The sequence below is a fragment of the Acinetobacter sp. YH12120 genome (assembly GCF_013418795.1).
GTDB classification, from domain to species: domain Bacteria; phylum Pseudomonadota; class Gammaproteobacteria; order Pseudomonadales; family Moraxellaceae; genus Acinetobacter; species Acinetobacter towneri.
The window spans coordinates 200,495-226,319 of sequence record NZ_VPBI01000004.1 but is presented as its reverse complement, the minus strand read 5'-3'; the positions used below and the strand labels follow the sequence as shown (position 1 = coordinate 226,319).

At 39.4% G+C, this 25,825-nt stretch carries 24 protein-coding genes, 1 other RNA gene and 2 pseudogenes; 15 read left to right on the top strand and 12 right to left on the bottom strand.

The window, feature by feature from the left end; translation table 11 throughout:
* The first annotated feature begins 36 nt into the window (after positions 1-36).
* The 7 genes from dld to FTU58_RS04760 all read left to right on the top strand — a co-directional run bounded on the left by dld (position 37) and on the right by FTU58_RS04760 (position 7,778).
* Positions 37-1,752 carry a D-lactate dehydrogenase gene (gene dld, locus FTU58_RS04785; protein ID WP_035311162.1) on the top strand — a complete coding sequence of 572 codons (1,716 nt, stop codon included), beginning with the start codon at positions 37-39 and terminating at the stop codon, positions 1,750-1,752.
* A gap of 48 nt (positions 1,753-1,800) precedes the next feature.
* Positions 1,801-2,700, top strand: a complete 900-nt coding sequence (locus FTU58_RS04780; RefSeq protein WP_004970549.1) for a LysR family transcriptional regulator — start codon at positions 1,801-1,803, stop codon at positions 2,698-2,700.
* A gap of 407 nt (positions 2,701-3,107) precedes the next feature.
* Entirely contained in the window at positions 3,108-3,230 is a 123-nt protein-coding gene (locus FTU58_RS14050) for a hypothetical protein (RefSeq protein ID WP_257222329.1), read from the top strand.
* A gap of 500 nt (positions 3,231-3,730) precedes the next feature.
* Entirely contained in the window at positions 3,731-5,305 is a 1,575-nt protein-coding gene (locus FTU58_RS04775; RefSeq protein WP_180009250.1) for a sensor domain-containing diguanylate cyclase, read from the top strand.
* A gap of 42 nt (positions 5,306-5,347) precedes the next feature.
* Entirely contained in the window at positions 5,348-6,478 is a 1,131-nt protein-coding gene (locus FTU58_RS04770; RefSeq protein WP_004970544.1) for a TIGR00341 family protein, read from the top strand.
* 179 nt (positions 6,479-6,657) lie between these two features.
* Positions 6,658-7,035 carry a diacylglycerol kinase gene (locus FTU58_RS04765; protein WP_179988910.1) on the top strand — a complete coding sequence of 126 codons (378 nt, stop codon included), beginning with the start codon at positions 6,658-6,660 and terminating at the stop codon, positions 7,033-7,035.
* A gap of 59 nt (positions 7,036-7,094) precedes the next feature.
* A complete protein-coding gene (locus FTU58_RS04760) occupies positions 7,095-7,778 on the top strand; it encodes a phosphatase PAP2 family protein (RefSeq protein ID WP_180062143.1) in 684 nt (227 codons plus the stop codon).
* A gap of 9 nt (positions 7,779-7,787) precedes the next feature.
* Here the strand turns inward: FTU58_RS04760 and FTU58_RS04755 are convergent.
* From FTU58_RS04755 to FTU58_RS04715, 9 genes and pseudogenes are all read right to left on the bottom strand, one after another.
* Positions 7,788-8,788, bottom strand: a pseudogene (locus FTU58_RS04755) (ATP-binding protein); the annotation flags it as partial.
* 145 nt (positions 8,789-8,933) lie between these two features.
* Entirely contained in the window at positions 8,934-10,091 is a 1,158-nt protein-coding gene (locus FTU58_RS04750; protein WP_154320786.1) for an RNA-guided endonuclease TnpB family protein, read from the bottom strand.
* Positions 10,088-10,702: an IS607 family transposase gene (locus FTU58_RS04745; RefSeq protein ID WP_075167936.1), complete on the bottom strand. Its 615-nt coding sequence runs from the start codon at positions 10,700-10,702 to the stop codon at positions 10,088-10,090. Before FTU58_RS04745 ends, FTU58_RS04750 begins: the two co-directional genes overlap by 4 nt.
* A 49-nt stretch (positions 10,703-10,751) precedes the next feature.
* A pseudogene (locus FTU58_RS04740) lies at positions 10,752-11,060 on the bottom strand (two-component sensor histidine kinase); the annotation flags it as partial.
* Entirely contained in the window at positions 11,060-11,737 is a 678-nt protein-coding gene (locus FTU58_RS04735; protein WP_179988912.1) for a response regulator transcription factor, read from the bottom strand. The pseudogene FTU58_RS04740 and the gene FTU58_RS04735, both read right to left, overlap by 1 nt.
* On the bottom strand, positions 11,730-13,451 hold the full coding sequence (locus FTU58_RS04730; protein ID WP_180062142.1) for a phosphoethanolamine transferase: 1,722 nt from the start codon (positions 13,449-13,451) through the stop codon (positions 11,730-11,732). The genes FTU58_RS04735 and FTU58_RS04730 overlap by 8 nt, the downstream gene beginning before the upstream one ends.
* Before the next feature lie 240 nt (positions 13,452-13,691).
* A complete protein-coding gene (locus FTU58_RS04725; RefSeq protein WP_096902719.1) occupies positions 13,692-14,393 on the bottom strand; it encodes a VIT family protein in 702 nt (233 codons plus the stop codon).
* Between the two features lie 857 nt (positions 14,394-15,250).
* Entirely contained in the window at positions 15,251-15,643 is a 393-nt protein-coding gene (gene cueR, locus FTU58_RS04720; RefSeq protein WP_004970532.1) for a Cu(I)-responsive transcriptional regulator, read from the bottom strand.
* A gap of 59 nt (positions 15,644-15,702) precedes the next feature.
* On the bottom strand, positions 15,703-18,174 hold the full coding sequence (locus FTU58_RS04715) for a heavy metal translocating P-type ATPase (protein WP_096902718.1): 2,472 nt from the start codon (positions 18,172-18,174) through the stop codon (positions 15,703-15,705).
* Between the two features lie 149 nt (positions 18,175-18,323).
* On the opposite strand from FTU58_RS04715, the gene FTU58_RS04710 reads away from it, so the two are divergent.
* The 6 genes from FTU58_RS04710 (at position 18,324) to FTU58_RS04685 (ending at position 22,458) form a co-directional block, all read left to right on the top strand.
* Positions 18,324-18,518 carry a heavy-metal-associated domain-containing protein gene (locus FTU58_RS04710; protein WP_004970528.1) on the top strand — a complete coding sequence of 65 codons (195 nt, stop codon included), beginning with the start codon at positions 18,324-18,326 and terminating at the stop codon, positions 18,516-18,518.
* A gap of 501 nt (positions 18,519-19,019) precedes the next feature.
* Entirely contained in the window at positions 19,020-20,021 is a 1,002-nt protein-coding gene (locus FTU58_RS04705; protein WP_154320486.1) for a putative oxygenase MesX, read from the top strand.
* A gap of 26 nt (positions 20,022-20,047) precedes the next feature.
* Positions 20,048-21,076: a methionine synthase gene (locus tag FTU58_RS04700; RefSeq protein WP_004970525.1), complete on the top strand. Its 1,029-nt coding sequence runs from the start codon at positions 20,048-20,050 to the stop codon at positions 21,074-21,076.
* Between the two features lie 122 nt (positions 21,077-21,198).
* Positions 21,199-21,693, top strand: a complete 495-nt coding sequence (locus tag FTU58_RS04695) for a flavin reductase (RefSeq protein WP_004970523.1) — start codon at positions 21,199-21,201, stop codon at positions 21,691-21,693.
* Positions 21,694-21,764: 71 nt separating this feature from the next.
* A complete protein-coding gene (locus FTU58_RS04690) occupies positions 21,765-22,055 on the top strand; it encodes a type II toxin-antitoxin system HigB family toxin (protein ID WP_180062141.1) in 291 nt (96 codons plus the stop codon).
* Between the two features lies 1 nt (position 22,056).
* On the top strand, positions 22,057-22,458 hold the full coding sequence (locus FTU58_RS04685; RefSeq protein ID WP_004970519.1) for a type II toxin-antitoxin system HigA family antitoxin: 402 nt from the start codon (positions 22,057-22,059) through the stop codon (positions 22,456-22,458).
* Positions 22,459-22,505: 47 nt separating this feature from the next.
* Here FTU58_RS04685 and ssrS read toward each other — a convergent pair.
* From ssrS to FTU58_RS04670, 3 genes are all read right to left on the bottom strand, one after another.
* A non-coding RNA gene (gene ssrS / locus FTU58_RS04680) (6S RNA) lies at positions 22,506-22,688 on the bottom strand.
* Between the two features lie 110 nt (positions 22,689-22,798).
* Positions 22,799-23,083 carry a cell division protein ZapA gene (locus FTU58_RS04675; RefSeq protein WP_004970518.1) on the bottom strand — a complete coding sequence of 95 codons (285 nt, stop codon included), beginning with the start codon at positions 23,081-23,083 and terminating at the stop codon, positions 22,799-22,801.
* Position 23,084: 1 nt separating this feature from the next.
* Positions 23,085-23,636 carry a hypothetical protein gene (locus FTU58_RS04670; RefSeq protein WP_180062140.1) on the bottom strand — a complete coding sequence of 184 codons (552 nt, stop codon included), beginning with the start codon at positions 23,634-23,636 and terminating at the stop codon, positions 23,085-23,087.
* A gap of 64 nt (positions 23,637-23,700) precedes the next feature.
* On the opposite strand from FTU58_RS04670, the gene FTU58_RS04665 reads away from it, so the two are divergent.
* Positions 23,701-24,339 carry a UPF0149 family protein gene (locus tag FTU58_RS04665; RefSeq protein ID WP_180062139.1) on the top strand — a complete coding sequence of 213 codons (639 nt, stop codon included), beginning with the start codon at positions 23,701-23,703 and terminating at the stop codon, positions 24,337-24,339.
* Between the two features lie 93 nt (positions 24,340-24,432).
* Complete coding sequence (pepP, locus tag FTU58_RS04660) at positions 24,433-25,767, top strand: Xaa-Pro aminopeptidase (RefSeq protein WP_154320488.1); 1,335 nt, start codon at positions 24,433-24,435, stop codon at positions 25,765-25,767.
* The last annotated feature ends 58 nt before the right edge of the window (positions 25,768-25,825 follow it).

Below are 25,825 nucleotides of genomic sequence, written 5' to 3'. Positions count from 1 at the left end.
ATTGTATTTTTCACCTTGTTTCAGGACTTGTACACTATGCCACAGACAATTTCTTCTGCAACACAATTTGATGCTGCAGCAACCCTCAAAAACTTGGTCGATATTGTGGGAAAAGCGCATGTATTGACCCATGAATCAGATACTCGTTTATATCGTCAAGGGCGACGTTTTGGCGAAGGACAGGTTTTTGCGGTGGTCACGCCAGGTTCTTTATTGCAGCAGTGGCAAGTGTTACAAGTGGCTGTGGCAGCAGATTGCATTATTATTATGCAAGCCGCCAATACTGGACTCACGGGTGGTTCTACCCCTTTTGGTGATGACTATGATCGTCCTGTAATTTTGATCAACACCCAACGTTTAAAAGGTATTCAGCTCATCAACGATGCCAAGCAAGTGATTTGCTTGCCTGGTGCAACATTGGATGCTTTGGAACAGCAATTGGCGCCGCATCAGCGAGAGCCACACTCAGTCATTGGTTCATCTTGTATTGGCGCTTCAGTGTTGGGCGGGGTATGTAATAATTCAGGTGGTGCATTGGTCAGACGTGGTCCTGCCTATACTGAGTTGGCCTTATATGCACAAGTCGATGCACTGGGCGAGTTGCAACTCATCAATCATTTGGGGGTGAATTTAGGGAACTCGCCAGAAGAAATTTTAACCAAACTTGAGCAACAACAATATCGCCCTGAAGATATTGAATATTCGGAACATTGTTGTGCTTCAGATCAGCGTTACGTGCATGATGTTGCCCAAGTCGATGCCGATACGCCTGCACGGTTTAATGCCGACCCGAGCCGTTTGTTTGAAGCTTCGGGTTCGGCAGGTAAAGTCTGTGTGTTTGCGGTGCGTTTGGATACGTTTGAGAAAATTCCGAGTCAGGTGTTTTATATCGGCAGCAATCAGCAGGATGATTTAACCGCGATTCGCCGTTTTTTATTACGTGATTTGCCGCGTGTACCGATTGCTGGCGAGTATATTCATCGAGATGCCTATGACATTGGTGCAGAATATGGCAAAGACAGCTTCTTGTTTATCGAGAAGTTTGGCACCAGTAAAGTACCTGCAGCTTTTGCCATGAAAGACAAAGTTGATGGTTTTCTAACCCGTTGGGGCATGCGTGGATTGTCGGATAAAGTTTTGCAAATGTTCACGAAACTACTGCCAAATCATTTACCAGAACGCATGAACCAATTTCGTGATTTGTATGAACATCATTTAATTTTGCGCATTGAGCAGCAAGATGTTGCGGCAGTACAGCAGTTTTTAATGGATTATTTTATCACGCGCAATTCCGGCAGTTTTTTTCTATGTAATGAAGACGAAGGCCGCAAGGCTTTTCTGCATCGCTTTGCAGTGGCAGGTGCTGCAATTCGTTATCGTGATACACATCGAAATGAAGTGGAAGACATTGTTGCTTTAGATATTGCGTTAAGACGTAATGATCAGCAATGGGTTGAAACCTTGCCCGAAGAGTTGGAGCAGGCGATTATACATAAGTTGTATTATGGTCATTTTTTATGTCATGTCTTTCATCAGGACTATATTATTAAAAAAGGCGTAGACCCGTTGGCGATGGAACATCAAATGTGGTCATTGCTTGATGCACGTGGGGCAGAGTATCCTGCAGAGCATAATGTTGGGCATTTATATGTGGCGAAGCCTGCCTTAAAGCAGCATTATCAAAAATTGGATCCGACCAATTGTTTTAATGTGGGCATTGGGCATAGCTCTAAATTAAAAGCTTGGCGTTAAATAAGGATGAAAACTGAGCAGTGAAACTGATTCTAAGGAAAGATGGATATGTTTAAGTTAGATAGCAAACTGCTACAGATTTTTTACTATGTATATAAATTAAAAAATGTGTCTGCAGCAGCAGATGCATTGGGCATGAGTCAGCCTGCGGTTAGTAACTGTTTAAATAAAATTCGTCAGCATTTTAATGACCCATTATTTTTAAGGGTTGGCAATGAAATGTTGCCTACAGAGTTGGCGAAACAGATTTTTTCACCGATTAGTGAAATTATTAATAAAATTGAAACGGTCAATAATTTTAAAGTCGATTTTGATCCGACACATTCCGATCAATTATTTACCTTGGCAATGACCGATGTTTCGCATTTGGTTTTATTGCCAAAACTGACCAAGTTTTTAAAAAAATATGCACCTTCAGTGCGGATTAAAATTCGTCCTATTACCCGTGAAACCAGTTATCAAATGGCAAATGGTGAAATTGATTTTGCGATTGGTTTTTTACCTGAGTTAGAGCAGGGTTTTTATCAGCAGCAATTATTTTTACAATATTATGTGGTGATTAGTCGTAAAGATCATCCACGTATTTGTGAAAAAAGTTTAGATGTTGAAGCTTATATTCGTGAATCGCATGTCGATGTAGATACCAGTATAGGTCACTACCATATTGAAAATGAATTAAGCAATCGTGGTTTAAGACGTAATATTCTAATGAGTATCCCAAGTTATTTAGGGGTCGGTTTAATTGTGCAAGAAACCGATATGATTGCGACAGTGCCTTATTATTTAAGTGAGGTGTTATTGGCACGCGGGAATTTACAAGTAGTGAGTGCGCCTTTGAATTTTCCAACCTATCCTGTACGACAATATTGGCATACGTCTTGTCATCACCAAACTAGTCATCAGTGGTTAAGAAAAGTGATTTTTGATTTGTTTAGCCAGCATCCTTAATTAATGGTGTTTAAATTTTTTTAAAGTTGTTTTTAAATCATCATTCACTAATTCCCCCATCTTTAAATGAAAAGACTAGGTTAATCGGATGAGTGATTTTTATTTGTAATGCAATAAAATTGAATTTCTGACCACGATTTAGATTGCAGCTGTACATTTTCATTTTTCAATATAAATGTCTCAACATTCGCCTGTATCAGCACTACGAATACGCTGACCATCGAGATACCATTTTGGTTACTTTGTCCATTAAAGTTATAAGCAATAACTTCAGCAGCATTATGTTTCTGTTTTCCTGCCCCATCTAAGCATTTGCCTTGCACGCTAATGTTTTGATCAGGGTGGAAAATAAAATGCGGATGAGTAGCATCATGACAATGCGAAGTCTGAAAGCTAAGTTGATTTCTATGACTAAAATCGACGCAGCGACCATTTTAGGTTTTAATATTGAAATTTTTGCTACTATGTTTGTGCAGGATAAGACCAAGGTATTGGCACATAAAGGGTTTGTTGAGCAGCTCATTCTATAGGTGTACTGAGTAGAGTTTGAGGTTGAGTTATGATCATGGGAATCTGCCCTGATGCTAATGAGTCCACAACAAAAAAGACTGTTAAAAATGAGCAACCGCTTAAATTAGAATATTATTTAAATATAAGAAAAAACCTATTTATTAAGTGGTTATATAAATTTTAAGCATGAAAAGATATTTATTTTTTGTAATTTTATGAGTAACTGACCCTAAAAATTTATCGAATAGACAAGGTTTTCAGCAAAAAATAAGAACGAAAAAATTCAAGTTGTCTTTATTTGTTATTAGTCGGTGCATTCTTAGGAAGTGTGTGGTAGAAATTGTATTTAGAGGATATATTTCTGATTTAGTTTGTGGTCAGCAACAAGCGAATTATCCAATTTGTTGAATTGAACATCAAAAATTCAACTATATTGCTTTAAAATTATGTGATTGAGTTGTAAAATTATGTGTTAAAGTTGGCAATTGTCACAGTTTTTGAATTTTTGGGGTAGGAACTGTTGAAACATTTTTTACTACGACTTGGATTGGATCTGCGTAAACTTATTTTAATTTCCACAATTTTAAGTGTATCAGGCTTATTTGTCGTAAGTATTTTTATTTTAAATTATGTAATTAAACAACAATTAATTCAAAATTCACTTTCGATCAATGAAAAATATGCAGAAAAAATTGCCACCAGTGCCAATCAACATTTTTCAGATATGCTGCAAGAGTTGGATTATAGTGCACGTTTATTAGAAAAAAAATTTTATAATACACAAGTTAGAAAAGAAGAAGTAAAACGCTTAAAAAATCAATCGAATAATTTTAATAGTGTTTTATTGGTAGAGCAGAATAAACATATTTTAGCTTATGCACCTAATACATTAAAACTTAATTTTAATCAGGCTTATAGTACCATTGGTATTGATGGATCTATTGAAAAAAAGAAAACTTATATTTCATCTCCCTATTGGTCTATAAGTAATAATTTAATCGTCATGATGTCACAACCTATTTATAATAAAACACATCAATATTTAGGCTTAATCAGTGGTACGATTTATTTACAGGAGCAGAACTTGATTAATACCATGCTCAATACTCAGTATGATTATAAAAAAAGTTATATGTATGTGATTGATCAACATAATCGTATTATTTTTCATCCAGATAAAAAGCGAATTGGTGAAAAAATTATCAATAATACAGGTTTGGATTATATTAATAAGAATACAAAGGGATCAATTCGTTTAAAGAATAGTTTAGGTATAGATAATTTGGCGGGTTTTGCACATATTCCAAGTGTAAATTGGATTGTAGTTTCTCAGCAGCCCACAGATGATTTACTTGCACAAGCTAATACGCTGATTTTTAAAGTATCGATTGGAATCTTCATTTTTTACTTTTTTATTTTTTTATTGATTTGGTATATCTCAAGCTTTATTTCTTCACCTTTGAACCGCTTGGCACGTATGGCAAGTATGCTCAATCATGCGGACATTGAAAATAAAATTAAAGAAGTTGATCCGTGGTATTTCGAGGTTTTAAAGTTTAGAACCTCATTATTAATGAGTTCGGAAACCTTTAGTGATCGGATTGCGGAGTTAAAACATCGTGTCAATACGGACCCATTAACAGGTTTATATAACCGTCGTGGTATGCAATTATTTTTAAATGAACTGCTAGAGACTCGTACCGAATTTGCAGTATTAGCCATTGATATAGATTTTTTTAAGCAAATTAATGATCAGTATGGGCATGATCAAGGTGATGTGGTACTTAAAACGCTCGCGCAAATAATGCTAACTAATTTTAGGGAACAGGATGTTTGCTGTCGTAGTGGCGGTGAAGAATTTCTAGTTTTAATGACGACTGCAGATGCAAATGTGGTGTATAAAGCTGCAGAGCGGCTTAGAAAAACCATGCAGGAAACTACGATTAATCAGATGGGTCAAATCACCATCTCTGTTGGCATCGCTTTTTGGCCTCGAGATGCAGAAGATGTTTCTGATGTACTGAAACTTGCAGATAATAAATTGTATGAAGCTAAACATGATGGGCGTAATTGCACAAAGTCTACGGCCGTATGAGGATTTGGAAAGATTCTTCTTTAGCTGACACGGAGGTATGCTTTGGAAAAAGATCAAGATCCAACGATAGTGGTTGAAGACAGTCCTGAACAAGAAAAATATGAACTTTTGAAAGAAAAGCTGAAATACAAACAGGCGGAGCGCGAAAATTCTAAAAAAATTGATCATAAACAAGTACGGTTGAACATTCAAGCGGATGCCTTACCAAGCAAAACCTTTTTTATAATGAATGCTTTGGCAGCGATTATTGCGGGCTATGGTTTATTGTCAAATTCAGCCGCAGTGGTGATTGGTGCAATGCTGGTTGCGATGATGCTAGGCCCTATTTCAGGTATGGCTTTAGCATTTATTGATAATCGATGGTTGTTTTTTAAAACAGCATTTAAAACCTTAGTTTTAGGTGTGTCGATGATTGTCAGTATTGGCATCATTTTAGGTCTTATCAATATTAACTTACCTATCACCCATGAAATTCTGTCTAGAACTCAGCCTACCATTATGGATTTAATGATTGCACTTGCGGGTGGTGCAGCAGGGGCATTTGCAGCCGTTTCACCACGTCTGTCTGTGGCTGTTGTTGGCGTTGCAGTTGCGACTGCTTTGGTACCGCCGCTGGTTGCAAGTGGCATATTAATTGCGCATCTGGAATGGAAACATGCAGCAAATGCTCTGCTGTTGGCACTGACCAATATTGTTGCTATTCAAATTAGTTCTTCACTGGTGTTATGGGCAGCAGGTTTTAGACGCGGTTCAGATGAAGAAGTAAATAGCACAGTAATTGAATTTATTAAAAGAAATATCGTGAGTCTTTTAGTACTTTTTGCGCTGGGTATCTATTTAAGCTTTAACTTTATGATGATGTTAAATAAACAGATGTATGAACATCAGGTAGAAAGCTTGATTGAAAGTCAATTTAATCAACATAATAATTTGATTGATACGGTGCAGTTTGATCGGCGTAAAGAGATGACTTTAATTCGCGTAGTCTTGCGTGGAGATATAGCGCCAAAACCTCAACAGATTTCTGCATTGAATCAAAAATTAGCACAAGACCCACGTGGAAAACCAAGTGTGGTTCAAGTGCGCTTTATTCCTGTGCAAATTATTCAAGCCAAAGAAAGTCCTGATTTTGATATTAAGCAAGTTGAAGCCGAGCAATTGATACAACCTTAGATTCAACAATAAGAAATTGATGGTATTTACAGCTTACTTTAGATGGAGTCTTATTATTCAATAGGCATTCATAATGTTACATATTACACAGATTTAATTTAATAGTCTCAAAAGGTTATATTTAAGCCAATTTTAAGCTAAGTGACTTAACATCGGATTTATTTCAAATCAGATTCACTATGCTTCCACGCTCTCCTTACAAAGGCACTTCTGGTTTACAAAGGATTTTGAATGCCACAAGCTATTCTTTGGCAGGGTTTAAAGCCGCCTTTCAAAATGAAGCGGCATTTCGGCAAATCATTCTGATTAATTCACTGCTGATTCCACTCAGTTTTTTCATGCCTGTTAGTCGTGTCGAACAAGTGATCATGATAGTGGTGTGTTTACTTGCCATCATTGTCGAACTGATTAATTCAGCCATTGAAGCTGTGGTCGATCGTGTTTCAATTGAGCAACATCCCTTGTCTAAAAATGCCAAAGATATGGGCAGTGCAGCGCAATTTGTTGCTTTGGCAATTATCGCATTGACTTGGGGTGCATGCCTGATTTCTGCTTAATTCCTTAAAAAACAAGCATAAAACAGACTTTAAAATAGATAGTGAGTTGAGTATTCCTCATGCGGCATCAGCATTCAAAATTTTTACTTCTTCAAGCAATTTTACTCCTTCTGAGTTTGCTGATATTGCTCAATTTCTTTAGCGTTGCAGGCAGGCTAGATTTATACCTCATTCAACCCTTTGTGGATGCTCATGCAGAATTTCCACTTCGACAAGACTGGGCATTGGCTGTATTAAATCATCGGTATGTCAAATATATCCTCATTGCGGTATATCTGAGTTATTTACTGGCTTGGTTGCTGTCTTTCAAATTTCAAAAATTACGTGCTCGTCGTTGGGAGTTTGGCTATTTCTTTTGGATGGTGGTGATTTCGACCAGTGTGATTGCAATACTTAAATCACAGTCGGCACATGCTTGCCCGTGGGATATGAGCATTGCCACAGCGCATGGTGTTCGGCGGGATTTAAGTGCAACGGCAGGGCATTGTTTTCCAGGGGGGCATGCCTCAAGTGGTTTTGCTTTATTGGTAGGATATTTTGTTTATCGGGTTGCTCAACCTAAACGTGCTTATTTTTTCTTAATTGCAGCATGTATTTTAGGCATGGGGATGGGCTGGGCGCAAATGATGCGCGGGGCACATTTTTTTAGTCATAATCTTTGGACAGGCTGGATTACTTGGTGTTTGAATGTGGTTGCCTATGCATTCTTGGCGCATAAATTGCACACTCAAAATCTAACTTAAAACCCGATCTTAACGCATCGGAAATTTAACCTGCACACATAAACCACCTAAACTGGCACTTTTAGAAAACTCTAAACTTGCACCTAAGCGTTGGGTGGCTTTATCTACAATAGATAAACCTAAACCACTACCAATTTCCGCATGGTTATGAATACGGTAAAAACGCTGTCGAATTTGATTGAATAGTGCGGGGTCAATGCCTGCACCACTGTCTTCAATTTGCAAAATTGCATGTTGTTCTTGCTGAAAAATAGTCACATTAATCACGCCTTGTTTGGGGGTATATTTAATCGCATTATCAATTAAATTATAAATAATGGAAGTAAAGCAGAACTTTGTCCATGAATATTCAACTCTTGGCGTTGTTCGACACCTAAATCAATATCTTTTTGCAATGCCAATTGAATGAGCTGTTCCACACAGGCAATGGTCATTTGATTTAAAGATAGGGTTTGATCGTTTTCAATTAGACTATCTGAGGCATCTTGCTTGGCTAAGCTTAATAACTGATTGACTAAATGCTGTAAACGCAAAACCCCTTGGCTTAAATTATTGAGGGCATCACTATGTGGAAATTGCTGCAATAAAATTTGTACTTGTAAATTGAGTGCAGTGAGTGGGGTACGTAATTCATGTGCAGCATCGGCAACGAACTGGCGCTGTTCCTGCTGTGCGGCAGAAATTCGCGTAAATAACTGATTCATTTCCTGAATCGTGGGTGCAAGCTCGACAGGATAATCCAACATGTGAATCGGGCTGAGATCCTGCGCTTTACGACGTGCCAATTCGCTTTTAAAGTTATTTAGTGGTTGAAAATTATGACGAATCAGCCAACCCAAAGCCAAAAGGGCAAAGGGTAAAAATATTGCATAGGGAATAAACATATTTGCCGCTAATTCTAAAGCTAAATATTGGCGCACAGAGTTTTGCTGGCTAATTTGAATCTGTAGGGTTTCTTGCGGCAAAATATAGGTATGCCACAGTCCAACTTCGGTTTGATGATTATAAAACCGTTATTTAAAACCTACTCAAACCTACTCAATGTGGGTTTGATGTTTAATTCCTACTTCACCATCAAGAACCTAAAACATTTGCTTTAGGGATTACCTCAATTCCATAGGCTGTCACGGTGTAACTCACCGCCTTAATCACCACTTATGCAGTGATTAAATCTTTATCCGCATATCGCAGGATATTAATTGATGCATTAACATCACGATTTTGGATGGTTTGGCAAACTAAGCACTTCCACTCTCGCGCAGAAAGTGTGAGAGATTGATTTAATTCACCACAGCACGAACACATTTTACTACTTGGGAAGAATCGACCAACCGAAAGTACCGATTTTCCATGCTGTTTGGCTTTATAAATCAACTGCCTTTTAAACTCATAAAAACCCATATCGGATATAGCTCTTGCGAGTTTACGATTCCTCAACATGCCTTTAACATTCAAATCTTCAATCGCAATCACATCAAAACGTGTTACCAAATCCGTTGTGACTTGATGAAGATTATTCTTGCGTAGACAGGCAATTTTATAGTGCAGGCGAGATAGCTTGGCTTTTGCTTTTTCTCGATTCTGACTACCTTTTTTCTTACGACTAAAAGACTTGTTGAGTCGCCTTAGTTTTGCAAGCTGTCTTTTAAGTGGTGCGTTAGAAGGAATAACCTCACCATTTGAAAGGGTGGCAAGATTAGAGACACCCAAATCAACACCGATACTTAAACCTGTTTTCGGTTTAAGCTTTTCGATCTGGGTGAGTTCGACAGCGATTGATACAAACCACTTACCACCTTGTTTAAATATTTTGGCCGAGAGAATTTTACCCTTATAGCGCAGATTCTCAGTCATTTTCACCCAACCCAAATTAGGGATTTTAATAGACCGACCCTTTACGCTAAATTGATCATTTGATAATGAAAAACGGTCATCCTTGCCTTTTTTTCTTGGCTTGGGGTATCCTGATTTGCCGTTAAAAAATCTATCAAAAGCACTACCCAACTGCTTAATCGCCAACTGTGGTGCGCACTTAGTCACTTTCTTCATGAAAGGATATTTTTCAAATTTAAAAGTGTTTAGGTGCTTTCTTAATTTACTCTCTTTAGGTCTATTAAGAAGCATTTCATTCACCGCAACATCATAATACTCACACTGATCTCGATATTCCTTATCAGCCTTGTATTGTCGCTGCCACTCTCTTAAAGCCCAATTATACGACAAACGAGCAACACCACTTGCCTGAGCAAAATGGCTTGCTTGTTTATTATTGGGCATCAATTCAATGATATGCCCTCGTATAAATCGACTCATAGTGCTTCTTTGACCGCCTGTATTAGCTTTTGGTTCTTTTTACTTCGGCTTCCATATAATCGTGCTGAAAATACAGTGATAATTTCCAGGACATCTTGAGCCAGTTCCTCCTCAAAACTCAAATTTTCACCCTGATTAATAATTACAATTTCAACATTCCGAGCTTCACATAAAGCAAAAACCAATTCAGCACCAAAACGTAATAATCGATCTTTGTGGGTTAAAACCAATCGACCAATTTCATTATTAATAATTCCATCCAAAAGAGCCTTAAGCCCTTTTTTGTGATAATTCATCCCTGAGCCTAAATCACTAATAATCTCAAATGTCCATCCCTGCTTGGCACAGTACATTTCCAAAACTTGTTTTTGTCGCTCAAGATCAGCCTTTTGATCGTGACTAGATACTCTTGCATAAGCAATAGTTTTTCGGCTGTTCTGAATTGATAGATCATGGATAAGTTCAGGTGTGATCTTGCTTAGATCGTAACGTCTGTGATTTTTTGGGGTTCTATCTGCGACTAAAGTGCCTTCCTCATCCCATCTTCTTAGGGTTTGGATGGAAACACCCAGTGTTTTAGCTGCAACGCCAATACTAACATATCTACTCATTTGTATATAATAATATAGAAATAGGTAGATTTCAACTAGCAGTTATTAACCCTGGTTTTTCTACGGGTTGTAGCAACACATCTTGAGGGTGTAATTGTGTTGTAGCATCGTCATATGACCAAATATCGACAAATAAGTCTTCTTCGCTATATCTCTGATTTAAATCGATTTGGCTCTGTGTAGGTTCAGGATGGTTCGCTGCAATGCGTTCTGCCAAACTTTGCATTTGTGCATCTAAAATTTCATTCATTTCTTCTAGGGCAATTCGATACGCTGCAAATACCAAAACGCAGCCCAACATGACACTAAAGATAGAAACATAAACAATCAGACGTTTTTGCAAAGAGTAGGATTGCATTAAATTTGCCCTAAACGGTAGCCCAAACCACGAATGGTACGAATAAAGTCCTTGCCAAGTTTGGCGCGTAAATGGTGAATATAGACTTCAATGGTGTTGCTGCTGACTTCACTGTCAAAATCATATAATTTATCTTCTAAATTACTTTTAGAGAAAATTTTATTAGGGTGGCTGACCAAAGCCATTAAAATTGCCCATTCACGATTCGACAATTCGATATATTCACCTTTGAATTTTGCCAAATGTTGTTCGGTATCTAAGACTAAATCGCCATAACTTAAAATATGTGCGGTATCGTTTACAGGATTTTGTGCGCCGCTACGTCTGAGCAGGGCATAAATTCGCGCCAGTAATTCATCAAATTCATAGGGTTTAATTAAATAATCATCTGCACCCTGATTTAAACCATCCACCCGTTGTTGCAATTGATCACGCGCAGAAATAATCAGCACGGGCAATTGTGGATGTAACTGGCGAATGTTTTTTAATACCTGCATGCCGTCCATCATGGGTAAGCCTAAGTCCAGCAACACCAACTGGATATCTTGCTGCTCTAATTGCTTTAAGCCATCAATCCCGTTGTTCCCCCAAGTAACATCAAATTGCTGTAACTTGAGCAAGGTTTGGGTCGATTCGGCAATCATAAAATCATCTTCAATGATTAATATTTTAGGCATGTGATGACTCGTGCTGCGGTTGAGTGGTAGATGGGGCAGAACATTGATTCAGCATATCATTTTTCGGATCAATCACTTGGCTTTTTACATCTAGTAAGCTCAATAAACTTGGGAAAAGATTGTCCTGACTCAATGCTGCTTGGCGTTGTGCTTTTAAGCAATTCACTTGCGCGGAATTTTGTTGTTGCCAAGCTTCTGAAAACCACATCAGCATCGGTACATGAGTTTGTTGAGTCGGTGCCATAGAATACGGTGCGCCGTGTAAATATAAACCATGCTCGCCTGTCGATTCACCATGATCAGATAAATACCAAAAACCAGTTTGATAGTGTTTTTGTTGCTCTAAAGTTTGAATCAACTGACTTAAAACATGGTCGGTATAGACAATCGAGTTGTCATAGGTATTGCGTAAGGCATCGGCACTGCAACCCTGAATCGCATTGCTGTTACACGTCGGTTGGAAGGGTTGATAAGCTACGGTTGAGCGTTTGAAATAAGCAGGTCCATGACTGCCCATTTGGTGCAAGATAATTAAATGTGAACGTCTGTCTTTCGAGTCAAGCTGAGCAAGATAAGCCTGTAAACTGTCCACTAAAATTTCATCTAAACATTCACCGCTAGCATCACACCATTTTTGTTTTAGCGCTGCAGGAATTTGATATTGCTGCACCCGATCACAGGCACCTTTACAGCCTGAATTGTTATCAATCCAAGTGACTTGATAACCTGCACGCTGAGCAATATCCAGTAATCCTTCACGGTGACTTGCCAGTTGTTCATCATAATTTTGGCGTGGCATCCCCGAGAACATGCACGGCACAGAAACAGCCGTGGCTGTACCACAAGAGCTGACTTGAGTGAAATTAATCACAGGCAGCTTAGAGAGTTCAGGGTTGGTATTTTTTGCGTAGCCATTCAGCGAGAAGCTTTCGGCACGTGCAGTTTCACCAACCACCAACAGCATAATTTTGGGTGCTGTGCCTGTTTGCGCACGTTGAATTAAATGTGCATCTTCACCATAGCGCAGCAGCGGCAAATTCTGTTTGGGTGCTTTCTTTTTATAATACGATAGACTAGAGGCAATCGCATTTTGTGGAGAAAGCATGCCTTTTAAATCACGATGCTCGCGGAAGATTGCAGCATAATCCACATAAAAACAGAACAATAAACCCAAAATCAGCACAATCGAAACTACACTGCCTAAAGTCTTTTGCAGTAATTGACGGGCAAAATGAGTCGGCTGAATTTTAACAGACCACACCAAGACCAATGGCAATAGTACAAACAGCACACTCCAAACCACTAAGCGTACAGACAAAAGATCACGTACTTCACGTACATCGGTTTGCAGCATATTTTGAATTTGGTCTGCGGTAATCACTGCGCCCAAGCTATTAACAAAATAAGCGCTGAATCCACCGACTACAATCAAAATACTGGCTAATATTTTGGCATTCCAACGCCAGTTTAGCCATTGCAGCAACAGATGATACGCCGATACGATGACGATCACAGTTGCAATCAATAAGCCTATGGCTTTAATGCCCTGATAAGGTGTGAATTGTTGAATTTTCTCATAAAATCCATAGTTCAATACCAAGCCTAACCATAGGGCAAGCAGTAGATTGAAATAGAATAAAGAAATCGGTTTTTGCCAAAAGCGTAGTCGGGCAAAGATAGATGGAGCAAGTGGTGATTCGGGCTGCTTAGACATTGTCAATGATTCAAAAGACTTTAAGATGCTTTAGTTTAAAATTTGAAACTTAAAACTGACTTAAAATTGTGGGCTGAATCTGTTGTAGTTTTATTTGATTAACTTTGAAGATAGAAGTTTTAGAGATATAAACTTTGCATGGATAAGCTGTTCATTCATGTTATTTCTGAAGCTTGCCCTATCTCTGAACATATTTTTATCCAAAGATAGGGCAGATTTTTATACTGAGTTTTCTAGATTTTAAGCCACAGCGACATGGAACATTGAACCAATCCACGCACTGAATACCATGGCGACAATACCCCAGATCATGACACGCAATGCACCTTTCCACATACTTGCGCCACCGACATAGCTGGCAAGCGCACCCATAACCCCTAGACTGATTACACCGACCAACATCACGCCTTTGTCTAACAGATGTTCAGGTAAGAGTAAAATAGACACCAACGGGAATAATGAACCTACAGTAAATGCCAATGCCGATGAAAAAGCTGCCATAAATGGCTGCGCTGAGGTGTGTTCTAAAATACCAATTTCGTCACGGGCATGGGCATCTAGAGCATTGTGAGCAGTCAGTTGTATGGCAACTTGTTCTGCCAATTCGGCATCTAAACCACGAATCATATAAATATTGGTGAGTTCTTTTAGTTCATGCTCTGGATTGAGTTTTAATTCGCGTGCTTCCATCGCAAGGTCATTTTGTTCAATGTCTTGTTGAGATTTCACCGAAATATATTCACCTGCTGCCATAGAAGCAGCGCCCGAAATTAAGCCTGCAATACAGGTAATTAACAATGTTTGAGAAGATGCACCACTGGCTGCCATCCCCACGACCAAACTGGTCACAGAAATGATCCCATCGTTCGCACCCAATACTGCAGCACGTAACCATCCAGACCGTTCAATATAGTGTTTTTCGAGGTGGTAAGAATGTGGCATAGATCAAACTCTCTTGTTATTCAATTTTCGTTTATTGATGTGTGATATAGCATAAATCATTCTAAAAAATTTATCGTTTAAAAATGAGAGGTATTTCACAAAATAGATGAAGTCGTAATGTGGTTTTTGAGTTTGAGCTTGGAGTTTTTTATAAAATTTCCTTAAATTTCAACCTTTAAATGCCTTAAAAAATGATCAATAGCTTGTAAGATGATAAAAGAGATTGATTCAATCAGGCTTGCAAGTAAATAGGAAATATCGTGATGTCTTTTCAGAATATTGTGGTACCTGTAGTGAGCGAAGTCAGTCTAAAAACCATTCATCGGTTGGGTGCAGGGTAAAGTATGCCTAAATTATCTCGTGACTTAGTATCGCCAGACGTATTTGATTTAAAGTCATTTATTTCTCCTCGCATTAGGGGTAGATGTCGCACTTGCAGAAGTCATACGTGGACACGGTACAATTTATGATGCAGAAGTCTGTGATGCTGCGGTTCGTTTAATTAATGAAAAAGGATATGAATTACCGCGCTAAAATATGCGTAATGAATAGTGCTAAAACTTGATTGTTGTGCAGTTTATCGGAGAGATTCTTAAAAAGTGTTAAATTTATCTCGTAAATTATATAGAATGCTCACTAATTCAAATTGTGTTTATATATAATACGCTCCCATAAAGTAACAGATATTCCAAGTTTCCCCCCACACTTCCCCAAAGTGTGAGTTTTTTTATGCTATGTATTAAAAAGATAGGGATGTAGATTTCCTAAGTTAAATTTAAGCTGACAGATACAACAATGGTTTCTAACAAGTGGATAACTGTCAGGTCTTGTTTGAATGGGGGAAGCTTAATTCCAAATCACTTCCCCAATTCAATATCTTTCAAAATCACACAATCTGCCTGTTCATCGCCAGAGCAATGATCTGCAGAGCTTTGCAACCAGTTCGCCATTTCCTGTAATTGCGTAATCTTCTGTTTTAAGGTTTCAATATGTTTAAGCGTGAGTTGCTTCACTTCTGCACTTTGTCGGTCAGCATTTTTCCATAAACCTAGCAATTCTTTCATTTGCTCAGAAGAAAACCCCAAATCCCGTGCATGCTTAATAAAAGACAAAGTTTTTAAATCTTGCTCAGAATAAATCCGATAACCCGAAGCAGAGCGTTTGGCGGTATCCAGTAAACCAATTTGCTCATAATAACGAATCATTTTGCTGGAAATACCCGATAGCTTAGAGGCTTGACCAATATTCATGTGACTTCTCTCATAAAAAGGGCGTAGAGCAATCTTCTAAACCCTTTTGTATGTTGCATTTAAATCTGTGCTGCTTGGAAATATTTTAAACGGAGCGCATTACCCAATACAAACACTGAAGATAATGCCATCGCGCCCGCAGCAAAAATAGGCGAGAGCAAAATACCTGCAAACGGGTATAGCACGCCTGCAGCAATTGGAATCAAGGCAATATTATAAATAAATGCCCAAAACAGATTTTGACGAATATTGCGGATAGTGGCTTTACTCAAAGCAATTGCATTGGGCACACCTTGTAAATTGCCCGACATCAATACAACTTCGGCTGCTTCAATCGCAACATCTGTACCTGTACCAATCGCAATTCCAACATCGGCTTGTGCCAAAGCAGGGGCATCATTAATACCATCACCCACAAAAGCCACACGTCCAAATTGCTGTTGTAATTCACGTACAACATCGACCTTGCCTTCAGGTAAAACCTCGGCCACCACATGATCAATCTGTAAACGTGCAGCAATTGCCTGAGCCGTATGTCGGTTATCTCCCGTAATCATCGCCACTTTTAAACCCAGTTGATGCAACGCCGCAATAGCAGCAAAAGTCGTGTCTTTAATTGGGTCTGCAACGGCAACAATGGCTGCCAGTTGTTGATCAATCGCCATATAAATGGGTGTTTTGCCTTCTTGTCCTAAACGTGCAGCTTCTGCATTAAAAGCGCTAACATCTAGCCCAATTTGTTGCATATAACGGTCTGCACCAATCTGAATACGTTGACCATTCACCAGTGCTTCAATACCTGAACCTGTGATGCTGTCAAACTCGGTCACAGGCAGTAAACTGACTTGCTTTTCTGTTGCAGCTTGCACAATCGCCAGTGCAATGGGATGCTCAGATTTCGCTTCTACCGATGCCAAAAGTGCAAAGACCTGATCTGCATCAAAACCCGATTGCACATGAAAATCGGTTAATGTTGGTTTGCCTTCGGTGAGCGTTCCTGTTTTATCCACCGCGACCACTTTAACATCTTGCAAAAGCTGCAAAGCTTCGCCTTTACGAAACAGCACGCCCATTTCTGCGCCACGACCTGTTCCCACCATAATTGAAGTCGGTGTGGCTAAACCCATCGCACATGGGCAGGCAATAATTAGAACAGCGACTGCATTGACTAAACCAAAGGTTAGGGTAGGTTCTGGACCAAAAATAAACCACACAATAAAAGTAAGTGCAGCCAATAACATCACGGCAGGTACAAACCACATGGTCACTTTATCCACCAAGGCTTGAATAGGTAATTTAGAGCCTTGCGCCTGCTCGACCATACGAATAATTTGCGCCAACACCGAAGCTTCACCAATGGCAGTAGCACGAATATTTAGTGTGCCATTTTGGTTGATGGTACCGCCTACAACTTGATTGCCCACTTGTTTTGCCACAGGAACAGGTTCACCTGTAATCATCGATTCATCTATATAACTATGACCTTCGACTACTTCACCATCTACAGGAATACGTTCACCCGGGCGGATTTCGACAATGGTATTGGAACTGACTTCTGCCACAGGTACTTCAATGATTTGACCATCTCGATGAATACGCGCAGTTTTGGCTTGCATACCAATTAAATGCTGAATGGCTTGTGAAGTGCGACCTTTGGCTTTGGCTTCGAAATAGCGCCCTAGCAAAATTAAACTGACAATCACTGCCGCAGCTTCATAATAAACATGCACTGTGCCTTCTGGTAAAAGCTGTGGCATAAATGTCGCTACCAATGAAAAACTGTATGCAGCCAAAGTTCCCACAGCCACCAAAGAGTTCATATCAGGCGCAAAACGTAACAGCGCTGGAATCCCTTTTTGATAAAAACGACGTCCTGGTAACAGCAGCACCAATGTGGTTAAAGCAAATTGAATCAACCAACTTTGTTGTTGCCCAATATTGTGCATCACCCACATGTGAAAGGCGGGAATCATGTGTGAGCCCATTTCCAGAATAAATACAGGCAAGGCTAAAATCAGTGAAATTACTAAATCACGTTTCAGTTGTTGCTGTTCCAGATTCTTTTTATCGTGTTGTTCGTTAGAGTCGTGTTGCAGCAGTTTGGCGTCATAACCTGCTTTTTGAATCGCTCGAATCAGGTCTTGGCTAGAAACTGTGGCATTCGGTTGAATCCATGCGCGTTCAGTCGCCAAATTGACATTGGCTTGTTCTACACCAGACACTTTCTTTAAGGCTTTTTCGACACGTGCTACACACGAGGCACAGGTCATGCCATCAATAGACAGTTCTATTGGTTGAATGGCAGCTACATCAAAACCTGCACGTTGCACTGCCTTAATGAGCAGTGCACGGTCTAAAGGTTGCGATGCGTGAATCAGTGCTTTTTCTGTTGCAAGATTCACTTCAGCTTTTTCTACACCATCGACTTTTTTTAAGGCTTTTTCGACACGCCCGACACATGAGGCACAGGTCATGCCTTCTATAGACAAAGTTTCCTGATAGGGAGAGGCATTTGGGTGTTTTGCGTCCATGGTCGTCTCTATAATTTGGAGGATGTGTTTAGCATATAGATTGACACGATGGTAAGGTCAAGTAAATTTTAGCCCAAAATAGGCTTGACCTTGCCAGCATAGTAAGCTTTAAACTACAGTTCAACAAAGGCAGAAGTGTGGAGTTCGCAATGAAACTATTGATTGAAAATATGACTTGTGGCGGTTGTGCACGTGGTGTCACGGCAACCATTCAAGATGTTGATCCTGCTGCAAAAGTTGAAGTCGATTTAGCGACTAAAATTGTGACTGTGGAAAGCACTGCAACAGTAGATCAAATTACCGCTGCATTGGCAGAAGATGATTTTCCTGCACAAGTTCAATAAAACTGCATCATCTAAGAAGCTCCGAGTGAGCTTATCGTAAGGTCAATTGGTCAACTGACGAATTGACCTATTTTTTTGCCTGCCGATTTTTTTCTCGTTGTTTTTTGATGTGACCAACTGAATACATTTTGATCATGAAGATGCTAAACCAAGCCAATCAGAAGCTGAGATTTTCTAACTTCAAGCTGAGTTTCATTCATTCAGGGCTGAAATCTACTGAATGAACTATGTGCTGTCCTCTAAAATATACTCTTCAATATTTATCGGAATAAAAATATTTTTTGGTTTTAACTTGTTGTTATTGAAATATTTATTTTAATTTTTAAATTTAAGGGATAACAGAAAAACCATCATTTTTAGATGTTTTGCTGCATATTTTAAATTAAGGTGAATAAAATTCACTTTGGACTGAGGTTAAATCATTTTTATTCACTTTGTCGTTCCAGTATAAATACCCTCATTCAGAAATTTTAACTTTTTAAATTTGGGTAGTAGATCATCATGACAAAGCCATTCACCTGTTCAATTAAACGTATTCGTTTTGACGAAAACTATGAACCTGCTAACAACACGCGTTTAACCACCAATTTTGCAAATTTGGCGCGTGGTGAAAGCCGTCAGGAAAATTTACGCAGAACTTTAGCGATGATCAATAATCGTTTTAACTCGCTGGCATCTTGCGATAACCCAAAAGGTGATCGTTATTCGCTTGAAATCGACATTATTTCTGCAGAAATTGATATTGAAGGAAATGGCAAAACTTTTCCATTCATTGAAATGCTAAAAAGTACGATCACAGATCATCAAACAAATGAACGTATTGAAGGCATGATTGGCAACAGTTTTTCATCGTATGTTCGTGATTATGATTTTAGTGTGGTCTTGCCAGCATTAGGCTGCAAAGTAAATGAAAAGCCTGAAAGTTTTGGTGATTTACATGGCAAGCTTTATCAGCATTTGGTCAGTTCAGCAGTGTTCCAAGCTGAGTTTCAAAAACAACCTGTGATTTGCCTGAGCGTATCAACCACAAAAACTTATTATCGTACGACCAATGTGCATCCTGTCTTAGGTACAGAATATAAAAATGATGAATATTCAAGAACCGATGACTATTTTGAAAAAATGGGTTTAACCGTGCGTTACTTCAAACCTGAAAATAGCAATGCACCGCTTGCGTTCTATTTTTCTGGCGATTTACTGCATGATTACACAGATTTTGAGTTGATCAGTGCCATCAGTACTATGGAAAGTTTCCAGAAAATTTATCGTCCTGAAATTTATAACACCAACTCACCTGCAGGCGAGGTCTATCAGCCAAGTTTGAATTATCAGGATTATTCATTAACCCAAGTTGTATATGACCGTGTTGAGCGAGGTCAGTTGGCAGTCAAGCAGGGCAAATGGACTGAAGAAAACTTTATCAAGCCTTATCAAGATATTCTTGAACAATGGGCTGCCAAGTTCGTGCCGCTACATGCTGCCAATCAAGAACGTGTTGCTTAACTTAAAATACAGATAGAAGATTCAAAATGGCTATTTTATTACCGACCTCAACGGCTGGCAGTTTACCTAAACCTTCGTGGCTCGCAGAACCTGAAAAGCTTTGGTCAGCTTGGAAATTAACAGGGCAAGAATTACTGGACGCAAAACAAGATGCGCTACGTCTATCACTGCATGAACAACAGCAAGCAGAGATTGATATTGTGAGTGATGGGGAGCAAACCCGTCAGCATTTTGTCACCACCTTTATTGAACACCTTGAAGGTGTCGATTTTGAAAAACGTGAAACAGTCAAAATTCGTGATCGTTATGATGCCAGTGTCCCTTCTGTGGTGGGTGCAGTTTCTAGGCAAAAACCAGTCTTTGTTGAAGATGCCAAATTCCTGCGTTCACTGACAGATCAACCCATCAAATGGGCGCTGCCTGGTCCTATGACCATGATTGATACTTTATACGATGCGCACTACAAGAGCCGTGAAAAACTGGCGTGGGAATTTGCCAAAATCCTGAATCAGGAAGCGCGTGAACTTGAAGCAGCAGGCGTGGATATCATCCAGTTTGATGAACCTGCGTTTAATGTGTTTTTTGATGAGGTGAATGACTGGGGCGTGGCAACATTAGAGCGCGCGTTAGAAGGTTTGAAATGTGAAACAGCCGTGCATATTTGCTATGGCTATGGCATTAAAGCCAATACCGATTGGAAAAAAACACTCGGCTCAGAATGGCGTCAATACGAAGCAGTTTTCCCAAAACTACAGCAGTCTAATTTGGATATTATCTCACTGGAATGTCACAACTCACGTGTTCCGATGGATTTGCTTGAACTTATCCGTGGTAAAAAGGTGATGGTGGGTGCGATTGATGTCGCAACGAATACGATTGAAACAGCCGATGAAGTTGCAGATACATTGCGCAAAGCATTGCAATTTGTCGATGCTGACAAGTTGTACCCATCGACTAACTGTGGAATGGCACCATTGAGTCGTCAGGTTGCACGAGGCAAGTTACAGGCTTTGGCTGCTGGTACGAAGATTATTCGCCAAGAATTATCTAGTTAAGCGTTCGATCAGGCGAAGTGAATTCAAGCCAAGTGAATTTAAGTTAAGTGAATCAGGGATGCTTTTTCAGGCAAAAAGCATCCTTTGAACTTTCTAAAAAAGTTGAGTGTTGGAATACGGTGATGGTTAAAGCAACAGACTTCAAAAATGCAATGTCTTTCTTATCAAGTGCAGTCAATGTAGTGACGACAATGGGAGATGCAGGACGTCATGGTTTTACTGCATCTGCGGTATGTAGCGTGACAGATACACCGCCAACATTATTGGTGTGTATGAATAAATCATCGCGTTCACATCTCAGTTTTTTAGAGAATAAAGTGCTGTGTGTGAATGTGCTAAATGCAGAACAAGAACATCTTTCCAATGCATTTGCCTCATCAAAATTGAGTTCCGATGAGCGTTTTAAGCAGGCTGAATGGGCAGCTTTGGAAACAGGTGCTCCTATATTAAAAAATGCATTGGTCAGTTTTGATTGTGAAATTTCACAAATTCAAGAAGTGGGGACGCATACTATTTTTATTTGCCCAATTGTTGCTATTCAAAAAAATCAACAAGATCAGGCGTTGGTTTATTTTAATCGTCACTATCATCAAGTTGGTGAAACTGAGTTTGTTTAATTCGCTATAAAATATTGCAATATGCGATAATCAGTTTATACTTGATTTATAGCAAAATGCGATAAAATATTATGCATGTGATCACCCACGCTAGAATTATAGAGGCAATGCACAAGTGGCCACAGGCTGAAACAGCACTCGATGGTTGGTGTCGAATTATTAAGGCAAATGATCCGAAAGACTTTGCCGAAATGAAGCAGTTATTTCCAGCAGTTGATAAAGTTGGAAAGTTTCATGTATTCGATATTGGTGGGAATAAGATTCGACTTATTGCTGTTGTGATGTATCAGGCAAAGCGTGTGTATATTCGTCATGTGTTATCCCATAAAGAATATGACAAAGGTCATTGGAAGGAGGATTAGTATGAACGCAATGATTAAACAGGCTGTAGATCACTGGCACTACGTTGCTCCTTTGCTGAGTAAACCAGAAAATGAAAAAGATTTTCATGCACTTGTCGAGGCTTTAGATGAGCTTTTAGATATTGTTGGTGATGATGAAACGCATCCTTTAATGGGGCTGATTCATCAACTCGGTGACTTGGTTTCTGTTTATGAAAATGAACACCTGCCTATTCCTCATGGAGATGGTCGTGCTGCTTTAGCTTTTTTGATGGCGCAACATGGATTAGGTCAATCTGACTTGGCAGAGGTTGCAACTCAATCTGTGATTTCGGAGATTTTAAGCGGCAAACGCCAGTTGAATATTCGTCATATTAAAGCGCTGTCTGAGCGGTTTAAGGTTTCTGCTGATACATTTTTCTAAACGATTTTATATTTTTTAGACATTTTATTTTTAGATATTTAAAAATAAATAGCTCCGAAGATGCCGCTGCATGTCGTTACCCTGAACCCGAAAAAGTTCAAGGCGGACGCGACGCATACTTGCTGGGTTTCCCATACGAGATGGGCATACGCTCTAAATATGCAGAACACAATCCTAAGATTAAAGTATCGGCAGGGATATAGACTCGCTGGCGAACACCTCAGAGTTAGAATTAGTATAACCCATCTCAGTTGCTTGGCAACTCATGTTCACGAATTAACTATAAAGATAGAGCTTGTTTGCATAGCCTTTATGCAAACTTAAGTCAAAAAAACACCACTTAAGTAAGGGCTTCAACTTCTTGCAAAATGGTGCTGAGTAAACGCTCACAATGCTCATAATGCTGCAAAGATTTATTCATAGAAAGAACCTCTTGCATCAACTCTAAAGCCACCACAATAATCAGTTTGCTCGGTTCCATATTGGGCGCTTTACGACGAAACTCATCATAGCGTTCATTCAATAATTGTGCCGCACGCTCTAAATCTTCTCTTTTTTCTTCAGTTGTGGCTAAACGGAAACTATGTCCTAAAACACGTAAATCAATTGGAATTTGAACTGACATATTAACCTTCCTCGCTCACTTCGGCAGGGTGGGCAAGTTGTTGAATTTCTTGCGCATGATGATCTTGAGCTGTACCTAAAATTGCAAGACGCTGAATAATAGCTTCAACTTTGGCTTTGGCATGCTCATTTTTTTGTAACAATCTTTCACGTTCTTGTTTGAGTGTCTGAATTTCATGCTGATTCATACGCTGATCATTCAGCATTTTTTCTTTCAGAATGCGTAATTCATTGCGTTCAGCCAAAATTTCCTGAAAGCGGTTTTTCAAATCAGTACAGCTTTTTTCCAAACGACTGTAACGATCTGCCAATGCTGTCGCATCTTGATTTAACTGCTGTAATTGCGCTTGCGTGCTGCTTAATTGCTCAGTCAGATTCTCAATTTCATCTTGCTTGGCAGTAATGATGCCGTTTCTTTGAACAATTTGAGCATGATGCTGTTCCTCAGCAGTTTGCTTGGCTGTGCTGAGGGCGGTATTTTCACTTTCATAATGATCAATTCGTGTTTTTAAAACACCAATATGCGCTTGTAGACGCTGTAATTCTTCTAACATATCGTGGTCGCACAGTATTGCAAACAAAGGTAATATATACGAAGTATAGAGATTGGATAAACGAATGCAAGACGATATTTCAGGTTGGTCGGAATGGTTCCGCAATTTTTCTAACATTGAAGAAATTTCAAGCCCAAGTGAGTTACATGGCTTGCTGACAGGTATAGTTTGTGTGACAAATGCACCAACTGAAACCGAGTGGCAGCAGATTTTAGAAACCCTCAATGTGCCAGAATTAGAGCCAGCCGCACTGTCACTTTTAACCGATGAATCGGAAGATGTCGCACATGCTTTGTCTGAAGATGAGTTAGATTATCTGCCGTTATTGCCAGATGATGAACATCTTTTACAAGAACGTGTGCAAGCTTTGGCAGATTGGTGTGCAGGCGTTGTGCTTGGTTTTGGTTTGGCTTCTGGGCATATTCGTTCAGATGAAATCGAACTGATTGAGCATTTACAAGATGTTGCTGCGGTTGAATTTGAAGATTCAGACAATGACGAAGAAGGCGAAGAAAGCTATCAGGAATTGTATGAATTTGTACGTTTGATTCCTGTGAGTTTATCTGTTGGGCGTAAAAAAGTACCAGTAGAAGAAAGCTCTATATTGCAAAACTTACATGCTAAGTCGCGTCAACAAACTGCACAAACCACACAAAACGCAAGTGCTGTTGTTGAAATGTTTACGCCACACCGTCCGAGTTAATCGGGCGTTGTGTGCCTAAGTATGTCGGTGTAAGGTGCTTTAAGTCATTACAACAATCATATTTTCATCATTTTATATATGTAGACCGTATTTATGAAAAAACTGACTCAAGTCGAATTTAAAGAACGTCGTGATCAACTTGCAGAACTGATGGGGCCCAATAGTGTCGCAATTATTGCAACCAGTCCTGTGGCAATGCGTAATCGTGATGCAGATTATAAATATCGTGCCGACAGCAGTTTTTTCTATTTAACAGGTTTTGCTGAACCTGAAGCAGTTGCGGTGATTGAAACCTATGAATCAATTGATGAAGGTTATACCTACACGTTGTTCTGCCGTGAACGTAACCGTGAAATGGAAATCTGGAATGGTTATCGCGCAGGTTTAGAAGGTGCAATTGAGCTGTTTGAGGCAGATGAGTCTTTTGCAATTGCGCAATTAGATGCAGAAATCATCGCCAAAATTGTCAATAAAGACACGTTGTACTATCGCTTGGGGCATCAGACTGAATTTGATGTACGTGTTGCGGCATGGAACCAACAAGCTGATGCACAACATCGTCAAGGCAATACTGCACCTGCCAAAATTGTTCAGTTAGATCGTTTGCTGGATGAAATGCGTTTGCATAAAACTGAGTCTGAATTGGAACTGATGCAAATTGCTTCAAATATTAGTGCAGAAGCACATACTCGTGCCATGCAAACAGTAAAAGCAGGCATGATGGAATATGAGCTAGAAGCTGAACTGAATTATATTTTTGGTAAAAATGGCTGCGTACCTGCCTATAACAGTATTGTCGGTGGTGGTGAAAATGCCTGCATTTTGCATTATGTCGAAAATGACAAAGTGCTTAAAGATGGCGATTTAGTCCTGATTGATGCAGCCTGTGAATATCAGTGCTATGCCTCAGATATTACCCGTACTTTTCCCGTGAATGGTCAATTCAGTCCAGAACAAAAAGCACTGTATAACATTGTATTGGATGCGCAAATTGCAGCAATTGAAGCTGTACAAATTGGTAACTCCTATAAAGAACCACACCATGTTGCGGTGCGTATTTTGGTGCAAGGTTTGCTTGATCTAGGCATTATGCAGGGCAATTTAGAAGAAATTATTGCTTCGGAAAGTTATCGCCAGTTTTATATGCACGGTACAGGGCATTGGTTGGGCATGGATGTGCATGATGTCGGCAGCTATAAACACGGTGAAGACTGGCGCGTTTATGAAGAAGGTATGGTGGTGACCGTTGAACCGGGTCTATACATTGCACCCGATGATGAAACGGTAGATGCTAAATGGCGTGGTATAGGTATCCGTATTGAAGATGATATTGTTGCGACTGCGAACGGGCCATTGAATCTGACTTCAAAAGTGGTGAAAACCGTAGAAGAGATTGAAGCATTGATGGCAAAAGCTAAATCTGCTTAATTGGGTCTAATCAAAGCTGGTCAAGTGATCAGCTTTTTTATTAGAAAGCGCGTGTAAA